The organism is Paenibacillus sp. J31R122, from assembly GCF_056269185.1.
In genome coordinates this window covers 143,959-157,129 of sequence record NZ_JBWDNM010000004.1, presented here as the reverse complement: position 1 = coordinate 157,129, position 13,171 = coordinate 143,959, and the positions used below count along the sequence as shown (strand labels likewise).

Below are 13,171 nucleotides of genomic sequence, written 5' to 3'. Positions count from 1 at the left end.
TTCCTGTTATTTCTTTAAAGTCCTGTAGCTAATGCCATAACATTTTGTTCATTAGCCACGTTATGATCGAGTTCTCCTTTAATTTTGCCGTGGTGCATAACAAGAATGCGGTTACATAATCCCAAAATTTCTGGCAGCTCCGATGATATAACGATCACAGCCTTCCCATCATCCGCCAAACTGGAAATCATCTCGTAGATCTCCTTTCTAGCTCCTACATCAATTCCCCGGGTCGGTTCATCCAGAATAAAAAATTCGCTGTCAGAAGCGATCCACTTCGCGAGCACTACCTTTTGTTGATTTCCACCACTTAAATTTTTGACAGGTCTCGTTAGCTTATTTACTTTGACGTTTAGTTCATTTACCTTTTGCTCTACTAATTTCTTTTCCAGCTTTCGACGGATAAAACCCCATCTACTTACTTTATCCGAGCAGGTTACCGATACATTCTGCATCACCCCCAGCTCCAGAAAAAGTCCTGTCCGTTTCCGATCCTCGGTAGCGAACCCAATACCTGCTTTTACTGCATGTAATGGACTCTTAAAAGTTGATTTCTTGCCTTTCCAATAAACGGTGCCTTCATCCGGACGCCAATCGCCAAATATGGTTCTTATGAGCTCTGTACGACCGGCGCCGATTAATCCAGCGAAGCCGACAATTTCGCCTTTCTTCACCGAGAAGCTGATATTTTCAAAATGTGGTTTTCGCGTAAGCTGCTCGACCCTTAATATCTCGTCTCCGAATCGATTTCTTTTATCCGGGTAAAGATCGCTTAGTTCACGACCTACCATTAAATTCGCGATCTCTCTCTCCGATAACCCTTCCATTGGAAGTCTGGTCACGAATTGTCCATCGCGCAGCACGGTGATCCCGTCACAAAATTGCTTCAACTCGTTTAAACGATGGGAAATATAGATGATGGCTACCCCTTTGCTTTTAAACTGACGAATCAGCTCAAACAGCTTTTGCGCTTCGTTCTCCTCAAGAACAGCGGTCGGTTCATCCATGATCAATATTTCCGCATTTATGGACATCGCTTTGGCAATCTCCACGATCTGCTGTTCACCAATGCTCAAGCTGCTAATAAGCGCACGAGGGTCTAGTTGCAAATTAAACCTTTCCAATAAAACCTTCGTTTCGCGCACCATCGATTTGAAATCGAAAAAAACGCCGCCTCTCCTTGGCTCTCGCCCAAGAAATATATTTTCCGCCACGCTCATCTGAGGGATGAGATTCAATTCTTGATGAATAATGGAAATTCCAAGCCGTTTTGAAACATTAGGCGAGGCGATCGTCACCGGCTTACCGCGCAAATAGATTTCGCCTTCATCCGGCTGATAAATGCCAGCAAGTATTTTCATCAAAGTAGATTTGCCGGCGCCGTTTTCCCCTACTATTGCATGGACCTCTCCCTTATCAAGTCGCAGTTGCACTTGATTAAGCGCATTCACTCTGAAAAAGCTCTTCGATATCCCCTTCATTTCCAGCAGCATCTCTCTACCTGCTTCCTGATGATTTAATATGTTATAAACCAATCGTAAATGAATGGGTTGGTTCGAACAATTAACTAAATTGAGGACAAGTTATAGATTCTTGTGATTATTAAAATTAATGAATAAAATAAAGAACAGCCCCGCAGCTGTGAAAATGACTGTAGGACTGTTCCTTATTCTTGTTACTTATTATTCATGATCCTGATGTTGCTCTTCTTCGTCATTAAAGCGAAAATGCTCAAAAAATTCATCGATTGTTTTTTCCGATTGGTCACCCTCGGCCCACGCAATCAGCCAACCATTTTTATAGTATGCGACTGCGGGAAGTTCCTTATAAAATTTTATGAGAGGGATTCCTTTTTCATTTTTTATGTCTTGGACATCCTTGTACTTATGGAGATTCAATCGCGGAAGCGTAATTCCATTTCTCTCTGCTGACGCATTTATGATCGGCTCCATCTTACTGCATAGTTTGCAATTTGGTTCGTACAAATAGATAAAAGTTTGCTCATCAGAGTTGATCGTACTCATTAGCTGGGCGGAGACTTCGCGAACCGTTCCTTGGATTTCATTAAGACCAACCTGCGATTCGTCCATCTCAGTCGTTGTCCTGTCGTTCCAAATATTACCTATTCCCAATAAAACGAATAGAAGCAGCACACCACTCAATAGCCAATAATGTCTTTTCATGCTACCTCACCTATTCCTCCCATTCATTTCAATAGTTTATATGCAACATAAACAAGGTCTACTAAGTCGATTTTCTGGTCTTTGTTCATGTCCAAATGATTGGCGAACCCGCTGTCGGCAGAAGTTGTTCCAAATGCCTGGGCTACCAGGGCAAGGTCACCGATCGACAAACCATCCCCATTAATATCGGGACTTGAAACCGCAACAGCGCTTTGGACGTCTGCGTCAAGTGGTTGGATATGACCGCTGGAGTCAAATAATTCACTCTTTTCATCAATAGCCATTACGGATACATCATTGTTCCCTACAGCCTTAAATTTCAGTATCACTAATCCGACTGTACCGCTTGCCCCCTCCTCAACGCCGATACGGTTACCCACCATTTTTATGTTTCCGTCTTGATCATCATAAGACAGGGTGGCCGTACTGTTCAAAGACCCGAAATCCTCATGAAGAATCGGTGAACCCACAAGATTGACGAGCTGCGGATTGTATTCAAAGTTTATGTCAAACCCATAGATGTCACTTGTATTCGCCTTAATGGTTATCGCAAACTCCTCCCCCGGCTCTACAATATCCGCATTCTTTTCCAGCAGCAGCATGGAATCTGAAGGTGGATTTTTAACGCTATACTCCACAATCCCGCCTTGGTTTTGCAGTTGCTTCAATACCTGATTCGATTCAGCAGAAATTGCCACTCCTCTTACATCGAGGTATTTTAATTGGGAAAATCCGCCTATAGGCGTTAGATCTTTTATCCGGTTGAAAGAAAGAGAAAGCCATTCCAGTTGGTTTAATGCATTTAGCCCGGAAATGCTGGTTACTAGATTCTCTTCTATATTGAGAGATTGCAGTTGAGTCAATGTCTGTATAGCAACGAGATCATTGATTTGATTTCCAGCCAGGTTTAACTCCTTAAGTTGAAACAAGTTTTCCAATCCGGATAAACTTCCAATTTGATTATTAGCCAAATATAAATGCTCAAGCTGAGTCAAGGAACCGATTCCACTTAGCTGGGATATTTGATTGCCTGTCAGCCAAAGCGTTTTCAACCAAGCAAGGTTGCCGAGCGCATCCAATTCCGCGATTTCATTTTGGTTAAGGATCAGAGTGTCCAGACGGGATAATGCCCCTAATTTCGTCACATCACGGATGCTGTTTTCCGCTAAATTGAGAGACTGTAAGTGAGTCGCATATTCGATACCGCTTAAGTCGTTAATCCCTCTACCGGACGCATCCATACTTGTTAATCTTTCCATGTCCGAAATCGTGATGTCTCCTGCAGGCTTATTCAATGTGTCCCGCACAGCAGCTTCCAGGTTGGCATCCGTGAAAGAGACCTTCCCCTCATTCGCGGAGGCCCCACTGGTTATCTCTATCAAAAACAAACAAACTAGAAGGAAACATAGACTTTTCCATTTCAAAGCACCCTCTTCTCCTTCCCCGTTGTTATTCGACGATCACAGTTCCCGTCATATACGGATGAACCATACAGAAGTAATCAAACGTTCCTGTTTCATTAAACGTATAGCTAAATCTCGTATTTCCATTGGGAGTGACAACGCCATCAAATAGCCCTTCGTATGAAGTAACGGTATGCATCATCGTGCTCTTCAAAACCCATGTAACCGTAGTCCCTTTTTTGACCGTAATTTGAGCCGAAGAGAATCGGTCATTCATGACATCCACCACTACTTCGGAAGCAGATTCGATGATATAGCTTTCCGTATGGACATCACTGGAATTTCCTGAAGTATCTATCCCGATAAACTTCAATATTGTATTTTGGGAGATCGGAATAGGAATTGAGTACGTAGCAGATGTCTTCGTCGGTGTAGAACCATCCAGTGTATAATAAATTACGGCATTCGGGTCATCGTCTTGAATATTTAAAGTCACGTTCTGAGTAGAACCATAGGTGCCTCCTGCCGGAGCAGCCTGAACTAACGGCGCTGTCTGATCGCGAACCGGAATATGGCACTCCTGACCGGTTTGATACTTTATCGTTATCGCGTCTGAAGTATGATCCATGTCAACTGTCGAGCATAAATAGGTCGAAATCACGCTTAATGGAACCATCACTTTTCCTTTTACTTGCAAGATGGGTGATTGCAATCGAACCTGCTGTCCGTTCATAATGCCTAACTTTTGTATTAACCATAACTGAATCTCGGAGTTTTCCGTCTTATAGATATAATTGCGATCCTTCGCATTCGTCTGTAGAGTCCCTCCGAATTTGTCAGCAATAAACTGAAATGGAACATAGGTATCCCCCTTCAACTGAAAGGGAGCGACATCGAGCATGACATGCTCACCGTTTATCGTGGCATGTGTCTCTCCGATTTTTAGGGTGATCGTTTCTTCCTCAGGATTTTCAGCCTGTTCGATATGCGTCATCGTATGCAGTCCGCCCGGATAAACTCCGTTATTCGTATTATCAACGATTTTATGGCTATGGAACGGAAAATGACCGCTTTGATCAAATGTAACGAGAATATCCTTCGTTTCCCCGGGGTCCAGATTAACGGTGTCCTTATCTACGGGAATCGGCAGCGGTACTCCATTTTCCGCGATGACCTGAAAGTGATGACCATGAAGATGCATCGGATGTTCATCCCTTCCCGGGTTTATTAAACGGACCATAATTTTTTCTCCTACTTTACCGTGGATCATCGAGGAGGGGTCGTTTTCCAAATCAGGGAAGGATTTTCCATTGATTGTCCAATAGCGGGGGTGGAACTTTTCATAATCGTATAAATTTCCGACTTCCGCAGTTTGGTGCCATTCCGGATCGACTTCATTGATGTGGAATACATATTCCTTGTCAAAATCAGGTCCGCCGGTCCATGCTTGTTTGGCCGAGCTTTTGGCTTTAACGACAAAAGGTCCATTCAACCCCATCTGGAGTCCATATTGATTGACATCATAGGAGTAATAATAGTAGGAACCGGCTTGACTCGCGTTTATTAGCCGGGTGTCACTTTGACCGACAGACAAAATCCGATCATCGGCACTCTGATCATCAAGAGCCTTGACACGGAGAGGACGGACTTGAAAATCGGCTCCGTTTTTTTTGGGACCAATATTGGTCACGGTAACTTCAACGATATCTCCTTCCTCCGCTTCAATTTTGGGTCCTGGGAATACCGCGGTTCCCGGTTCGTTTTCCAGACTGTAGCCCCAAATATAAACCTGCTTTCCATCCGCTAAGGTATAATAGCCATCTGTAGCATATAACTGGACTTTCCTAGCCTCCACAGCATTTGCATTCGCGGAAGCAACAATAAACAGCGCACAGAACGCTGCGAATAAGAGAAAAAACCATTTCATCATTGCGACACGAAACATGCCTCTCATCACCACCATAGATTCCATATAAATATATTGTTACTCTCCGTCAACCTCAACCTCATAAGCGCCCGCTTGATCAAACTTAACCATTACATCGTATCGTTCTGCCGATGCCAAGGTTATGGATTGCTTGTCAACGGCCTGCTTCAAAGGCCTGCCATCCGACGCAATCACTTTAAAAGTAAGGCCATTCATATGAAATGTACGTTTCTCATAACCGGAATTGATGAGTCTAATCAAGAAGGTCTCCCCTGCTTGCGCTTGTATTTCAGAACCCTCACTTTTGGCTTTGAATTCACTATTCACTGTCCAGTAATCCGGTATAAAAACTGTCCGGTCATACTTATTTCTGTGTTCAACTGCGTCATGCCAAGATCTATCAATCTCATTCATATGAAACACTGCTTCTTTATCATAGGACGGACCTCCTGTCCACGCCTGTTTGGCTCCCGACTTCGCCTTCACGATAAACGATCCCGTCATACCCATCTGCAAATGCTCAATGGTATCTACATGACAGTGATAGAAATAGGTACCGGCATGATCGGCTTTAAAGCTATAGGTGAAGCTTTGTCCCACTAATACCGGGGAGGAGGTGTGCGGAACCCCGTCGTTCCTTTGATCCGTGTCCAGCCCATGGAAATGAATGGTGTGAGCGACAGGAAGAATCCCCGATTTAGAGGGACCCAGATTCGTCAGCGTAATTTCGACTTGATCTCCTTCCTCAACTTCCAGGGTAGGAGCAGGATAAACCGCCGTTCCTTTTTCCTTCTCCAAAGAATATCCCCAAATATACATTTGGCTTCCGTCGGGCATCGTAACGTAACCATCTGTCGCATACAAATTGATTTTTTTTACGTTTGTTTCCTGTGCGAATATGGATTGCAGCGTGCTGTATTTGAACACCGCAGTACATACAAAGAACAGAAAGAGCGCAACAACTACCCTTTTTCTCATCTGCGATTCTCCTTTATTAAAATTCTCATTCCAAAAGAGAAGGGGGAGAATCATAGATCTCCCCCCATTTCATTACCGATCCGCCCTAAATGTCGCTAAAGTGCGGTGCTGTTTATTTCAAGATCGCTTGAGCTACGATTGCAAGGTCTAGAACGTCAACCTTGCCGTCTTTATTGACATCCGCTTTCGCATTCCAGCCATCCTGACCTGGTAGTTTACCGTATGCCCCTGCAACAATAGCCAAGTCTCCGATCGTAATACCGCCTTGTCCATTAATATCTGCGGTTATTTTCATCGTTTCGAACACTTGAATTGCCGCATCCAATGCAGCTTTAGCATCATCTACCTGCTGCTGAGTGGCATTCGGATCGTTTGCTGTCGCACGAGCCGCATCGATTGCCGATTGCAATTGCGCTTTAGATCCAACCACATACAAGCCGTCCTCATTTCCTTCCACTGCTGCATTGTGCTTAGCCTGAGCGCTTGCGATCAACGCATTCAATTGCGATTTATCTACCGCTATACTGATTTTAATCTCGCGAGAAGCTCCGTCAACTGACAGTTCATTCCCCTGTCCGTTGGCAATAACGACTTGGTCTACAGAAACTGTCGTATTGGCCGCCTGAGTTGCAGATTTAGCCTTAAATTTGAATGAGAGCAAATCGCCTTGTGCTGGCACGCCAAGCACTCCTTGATTCGCTTTCACGCTTGCAGCCACAATCCGGATTTGTCCCGGCACAGACTCCATTTTATCGATAACTTGGAATCCGTCTTTCAGCGATGCAACCGATTCGAACTGCAATTTCGCCGGATCATAGTGAAGCGTCAAATCTTGAGCGTACATTTGCTGGTGTTCGCTCTGCGTAACGTTGCTTAACCCCATCGTTATATCGAATGTTTGACCAGGAGTTACCTCCTGTGAACCTGTCAATGTAGACTGGGGTGACTGAGGTTTTGTCTCCGCCAGCACAGTTACACTGACGCTCGTTGTCAATGCCACGTTGTTCGGATTTACCACCCCTGCAGGCAAGGTTACAGTTCCATTGACATCGAAGGTTTGTGCAGTCTTTAGAGCTGGGTCATAGGATGATGTCCCTACATTCCATACCACATTGGCATTGACATTTCCTGCATTGGTCACCAATTGCACTGTTGCTGGTAACCCAAGGGCTTCCGCTGTTTTTGCTGTTCCATTAGTCAGTCCTGTAATAGCTGCAGGTGCTGTAATATTTTCCACGATTTTGCTGCCCACATCGAACTTAAACCAATTTAAGTTAGCTACATAATTTCTTGAAGTCTTAAACACAAAGTATACGTCATGAATACCTCTAACACGTGTAATTGGGGTAGTTAGCGTCTTAAAATTCGTCCATCCACCCGTATCACTGACAGTAAGCGTTCCCGCTACTGTACCTGTCGGGCTGTCCAGCCTGACTTCGATCGTACCCCCAGCAGCTTGATCTGCAGATACTCTTGCATTAAATTCCGAAGCACCACTGGCAAAATCAAGATTTTTAAATACTAAATAATTTCCGTCTTTAATAAATCCCATATGCTGTCCGCCGCCTGTATCCTGGGTGTTATTCTCGATGATAATGCTCCCTGACTTGGAATCAAAACTTTCTGCTTCGATCTGAACGGACAATGCCGAGCGCGATGCAGCAAGTACAGTTACACTGACGCTCGTTGTCAATGCCACGTTGTTCGGATTTTCCACCCCTGCTGGCAAGGTTACAGTTCCATTGACAGCGAAGGTTTGTGCAGTCTTTAGAGCTGGGTCATAGCTTGAAGCGCCAACATTCCATGTCACATTGGCATTCAAATTTCCAGAATCGGTAACTAATTCTACAGTGGAAGGCAAGCCAAGGGCTGCTGCCGTCTTTGCCGTTCCGTTGGCCACACCCGTGATTGCTGCGGGCGCTGCTATGCTCTTAAGCGTCTTAACTTTCTCAGCAGCAAATGCATACATCTCATGAATGGAAATATACCAACTAGAGCTTGATCCCTTGTTCACGATTTTAACGTAGCGCGCATCAACGGGCGCAAAGCTCTCGTCCATTTGAGATCCGCCGCTCCAGCTCGTATCTTTGCTTGCTACTTTAGTCCACGTTTGTCCGTCCGTAGAAACAAGCAAATCATAGCCGCGGAAGAAATCGGTGCTCGTTCCGTGATCGGCAAATATACGATTGATTGTTTGCACTTTCCCCATGTCGAGCTGGTACCACATATCCGGCTTTGCAACCTTGCCAGTTGTCCAACGGGTCGAATTATTGCCATCAAACGCATTGGATGCCGGTGCTCCAGAATCGCTGGCCGTTGCCGTCCAACCCGATCGGTTAATGGCGTTACTAAGGTCCGGAGGATCAATGCAGGTTACCGCGCATGCTTCTGTAGGGCGTGCATCTCCAGGGAACGCAAACTGGATCCAATTGAGGTTCATTGCACCCGTCGGGAAAATAACGTAAACATCATGAAAATCTGCATTTGCATCATCGTCTACGTCTGATGTTGGGGTTACATAGGCGCTAATTGTCGTCCATTTTTGCCATCCGCCGGTGGTTACTCCCGTAGCTGTGGCTACTTTCTCGCCAGTCAGGCTGTCCAAGCGCACATCGATATTAATTGGGGCGGAGTTGGATGCCGATCGGAAGTACATCTTCTCGATGTTTTTCATATCAATGTTTTTGAATAGGATCCAGTCATTAGCATCGATATATGCGACTGCTTTACCGCCATAAACATCAGTTGTATCCTCAAGCTGGATTCCTTTCATTTCATCGAAATCTTCAGCTTGAATGCGCTTATTCCTGAAGGTAATGGAATCGTTTGCGCTTAACGGCGCTGAACCTTCTGCTCCCTTATCGGTAACTTCCGCGATAATTTCCCAACCAATTTTTGCTTCCGGTCCGTGTCCTTCGTCTAGCAAGGTGAAATCAACTTGACAACCGGTTTCCGGAGACATCGGATGGTAATGACTGTCATGAAGCAACAACGCAGACCAATTGATATCTCCGCACGCGATCTTGCCATCTTCCTCGTCATAGGCATCTACGGAAAATGCGAACGTTTGCCCATTCGTATAGAATTGTCCGTCCACAGGCGAGGTGATTTTCACTTTAGGAGCGGTATTGCCTGCCGTGATGGTTGTGTTCCAAACGGAAGACTTATCGGTACTGTCCGTTACAGTCAATACGACGTTGAAAACCCCGTTTGCCGTAAACGTATGCGAAGGGTTTGCTTCCGTCGATGTTTGTCCGTCTCCGAAATTCCACGCATAAGTAATGACATCGCCATCTGGATCCGCGGTTCCTGTTGTATCGAAATGGACAGTTAGCGGCGTGCGTCCGGACGTCGAGTCAACCTTGGCCATGACAACCGGCTTTCTTTCCATTTTTCCATAGAAAATTTTTGTAATGGATTCGTTAGGATCAACGTTCCAAGAGCTTCCAAATTCGGCGATATAAAGCGCACCGTCCGGTCCAACCTTCATGTCAATCGGGAGAAGCAATCCAGATAAGAAATCCTCAACTTTTGAAATCTCTCCGTTATCATCTGTTGTAACGGCTTTAACCCATTGGCGGGCAAAATCGTATGCCAAGAACTTACCTTGAAGGCCTGGAATCGCATTCGGTCCCGTATAGTTATACACAGGACCTGCCATTGCCGTCCTTCCTCCGCCTCCCCAAGGCGCTTTATTGGCATATGGATAGAAAGCAATAGGCTTTTTGGTTTGGGCAAATTTTTCTGCAAATAAAGCGGTGTCGATTTTGCTATTTCCGTGTGTTTCTTTGCTATAAGCTACGTTGCCAATCCCGTATGGCCAACCGAAATTTTGGCCTGGAGCGGTTACAGCATTGAGTTCATCGAAGTCTCCGTTTGTTCCGCCGTTAAACGTTCCATCCGGGCCGACATCCCCTTCATAAATGATCATGTTTCCGTTCGACTTTGTCTCGAAGGAAATACGGTAAGGGTTACGGAATCCATATGCATAAATAAAATCTCGCGCATCCCGTTTATTGTTGTCCGTATAGAATGGATTGTCCGTCGGAGCCGATCCGTCCTTATTAATGCGAAGAATGGACCCTCGCATATCATCTAAGTTCTGGGATGTCTGTAAAGCGCCTAATTGCGGACCTGATGTTGGCAAACCATTGTCTCCGGACGTCAGATACAATTTTCCATCCGGGCCAAAAGCGACATAACCGGCTTGATGGCAACAGCCCGGATCCGAAGGAAGCTCCAATAAGAGCTGCTCTGAGGCTGCATCGAGCTTTCCGTTTTGGTAAGTAAACCGTGAAAGATGGTTAATTAGTTTGTTATCCGCTGTTTTCACAGGATCTGTATAATACAAGTACATGTAGTTATTTACATCAAATTGAGGATCAAGGGCAATTCCCATTAATCCGTGTTCACCTTCAAGTGTGGTTGGGATATTTAATATTTCTTTTGTATCTCCATCCTGTGAAACTTCATAAACTTTGCCAAGCAAGCTGATAGCAAAGACCGTGCCATTTTTGGCGATATCCAAACCAACAGGGCTTGAAATGGTGTTGGTGAGGGAAAGCTTTTGCAAGCCCACTCTCGGTGAAGGTTCGTCGCAATCCGTATCGGTTGCTTCACCCCATGCATACTGGAGACCACCTAGAAGATGTTTTTGGAAATCTTCATTAAACCAAGTTTCCGTATGATGGCCCAAGGCCGTATAGAACATTCTTCCTTCGCTGACTGGACTGCACCAAGCATTAGGATGATCCTCAAACGGACCGCCAGTAACACCATTGCTATTCATATTCAAGCTTAAGAGAACATGCTTCCCTTTGGTGCGGGGACTTTCATTAAAGTAATACACTTCTTCCAACGCTTCCCATGATGGACCCAGATGGGATGTCGCCGGATTGTTTTCATCCTCCACATTGAAGGTTACCTTTTGCGTCCAGGGATGGTTAGTGAAGTAGGCCCCTGTCAAGTCGCCGTACTCCGCCCAATCATATCCGGTATCGGTTGCGGAGTGTGTGCCCACATAACCTTTTCCAGATTTAATAAAACTCATGAAATCTTGCTTTTGCTGCTCCGTTAAACCCCAATCTTTAAAATTACCAGTCGTGCTTGCAAAAAAGACAACATCGTATTTCGCCAGATTGGCGGCATTGATGTCTGCGGTGTTCTCCGTAAAATCGACTGTAAAACCGTATTTTTCCGCCATCTGAGGCAAAACTACTTTAGCCCCCTGATCAATGGACGCATGTCGAAAACCAGTTGTTTTCGTAATCACCAGTACCTTCTTATGAAGCTCACCTTCGTGTGCGGATGCTTCTTCAGAACCAATTACAGAGCTAATTGGCAACAGGACCATAGAGAAAAACATTACAACAGACAAAAATGAAGATATAATAGAGCGTCGTTGTCTCATTCCGTTAACCTCCTTTTAATATCCACTAAACCAATGTAACGCCTCTTATTTGCATAAGTCGCTTGACCCTCTCACCTCACTTCCCAGCTTCTACATTCAGCAATTTGACTTACCGTCATCCCCCCTTTCAAGAAGATGCCACTACAAAGTAACTATTATTCCTAATTGATAGCGCCTTCATCATTGGTGAAACGTATGGTAAAATCAGCGCATAAAATTAATGTAATGGAAACCGTTAAGCCGAACAATAAACTAAGTTGAGGCAAATGTTATAGATTCTTGTGGTGTTCATATCGGAGGAATACTAATCAAGAGCGTTATACGAGCTCTGCAAGGAAACGGTATGTCTATTAAGATCTGACGGCTTCTTTCTAAACTTTCCAGGCGATACACCCGTTATTTTTTTAAACAAAAGATTAAAGTAATTGGCATTTGGATAACCAACCTTCAAAGAGATATCTTTTACAGTAAGATTGGTCCCTATAAGAAGTCTTTTTGCTTTATCGATTCTACACTTTATCAAATATTGAATAGGGGACGTTCCGATTTCACCTTTAAACAAGTGGACCAAATGATAGGGACTAACATATACAATTCCTGCTAATTCAATTAATGAAAGATCTTTTGAATAATTCATTTCGATGTAATCTCTTACAACATGAGAGATAGACATCGTTGATGTACGCTTGCAATGCCCAGTGAATCTGTAGAACAAAATGAGTAAGGTTCGAAGCATGGACGCGATGATCTCCGTAGATCCAATGGCGGAAGTATTGGCTTCTTCATAAATATCCGAAAACAAACGTTTAAAATGATCGGACCCTCTCACCATACTTAATATTGGCAGCATTTGAGGTTCAAGCAATGCCCCTTGCGGCAACCCAGAAATATGTAACCTGTTGATAGAAATGATAATTCCTTGAAGACAGCTGCCCGCAGTTGATTTCAAGCGATATTCCGTGTGCGAATGAATAACTAATAAATCTCCTTCCAAGATCGATAGCTTCTGGTTGTCGTAATAGATCTCCCCGCGCCCTTCTTGAAGAAAAAAGATACTTGTGTGTGGATTCGGAATAAATCGGTGCACAGATGAGTGATCGCATCGAACCAAACTAGCTGACAAAAAGTTAGGTGAATCTAAAAAAATGATTGGCATTTTATTTTATCCCCACCTTCGATTAGCTTGATAACAAACAGACTGCACAAACCGATTTTTTCAAACCATTTATTCGACGGAATGTCGCACGGCGGCCAATGAAACAGATTGCAT

Annotated in this window: 7 protein-coding genes; all 7 read right to left on the bottom strand. The window is 44.4% G+C overall.

Annotation, left to right across the window (positions count from 1 at the left end; translation table 11 throughout):
* Nucleotides 1-14: 14 nt before the first annotated feature.
* Nucleotides 15-1,493, bottom strand: a complete 1,479-nt coding sequence (locus AC0YN7_RS08780) for a sugar ABC transporter ATP-binding protein (protein ID WP_475809597.1) — start codon at nt 1,491-1,493, stop codon at nt 15-17.
* Nucleotides 1,494-1,682: 189 nt separating this feature from the next.
* The gene (locus AC0YN7_RS08775; RefSeq protein ID WP_475809596.1) at nt 1,683-2,183 is read right to left on the bottom strand and encodes a hypothetical protein; all 501 of its coding nucleotides are present in this window, start codon (nt 2,181-2,183) and stop codon (nt 1,683-1,685) included.
* Nucleotides 2,184-2,206: 23 nt separating this feature from the next.
* Complete coding sequence (locus tag AC0YN7_RS08770) at nt 2,207-3,607, bottom strand: leucine-rich repeat protein (protein WP_475809595.1); 1,401 nt, start codon at nt 3,605-3,607, stop codon at nt 2,207-2,209.
* 25 nt (nt 3,608-3,632) lie between these two features.
* Nucleotides 3,633-5,531, bottom strand: coding sequence for a stalk domain-containing protein (locus AC0YN7_RS08765; RefSeq protein WP_475809594.1), 1,899 nt, complete (start codon nt 5,529-5,531; stop codon nt 3,633-3,635).
* Between the two features lie 39 nt (nt 5,532-5,570).
* On the bottom strand, nt 5,571-6,491 hold the full coding sequence (locus AC0YN7_RS08760; RefSeq protein WP_475809593.1) for a multicopper oxidase family protein: 921 nt from the start codon (nt 6,489-6,491) through the stop codon (nt 5,571-5,573).
* Between the two features lie 112 nt (nt 6,492-6,603).
* Nucleotides 6,604-11,901, bottom strand: a complete 5,298-nt coding sequence (locus AC0YN7_RS08755) for a ThuA domain-containing protein (RefSeq protein WP_475809592.1) — start codon at nt 11,899-11,901, stop codon at nt 6,604-6,606.
* Between the two features lie 304 nt (nt 11,902-12,205).
* Complete coding sequence (locus AC0YN7_RS08750; protein WP_475809591.1) at nt 12,206-13,057, bottom strand: helix-turn-helix transcriptional regulator; 852 nt, start codon at nt 13,055-13,057, stop codon at nt 12,206-12,208.
* Nucleotides 13,058-13,171 lie beyond the last annotated feature (114 nt).

Bases quoted from the DNA above. Each gene is read 5' to 3' on its own strand.
- AC0YN7_RS08780 (WP_475809597.1), bottom strand. From the start codon at position 1,493: ATGCTGCTGGAAATGAAGGGGATATCGAAGAGCTTTTTCAGAGTGAAT.
- AC0YN7_RS08775 (WP_475809596.1), bottom strand. From the start codon at position 2,183: ATGAAAAGACATTATTGGCTATTGAGTGGTGTGCTGCTTCTATTCGTT.
- AC0YN7_RS08765 (WP_475809594.1), bottom strand. From the start codon at position 5,531: ATGTTTCGTGTCGCAATGATGAAATGGTTTTTTCTCTTATTCGCAGCG.
- AC0YN7_RS08760 (WP_475809593.1), bottom strand. From the start codon at position 6,491: ATGAGAAAAAGGGTAGTTGTTGCGCTCTTTCTGTTCTTTGTATGTACT.
- AC0YN7_RS08755 (WP_475809592.1), bottom strand. From the start codon at position 11,901: ATGAGACAACGACGCTCTATTATATCTTCATTTTTGTCTGTTGTAATG.
- AC0YN7_RS08750 (WP_475809591.1), bottom strand. From the start codon at position 13,057: ATGCCAATCATTTTTTTAGATTCACCTAACTTTTTGTCAGCTAGTTTG.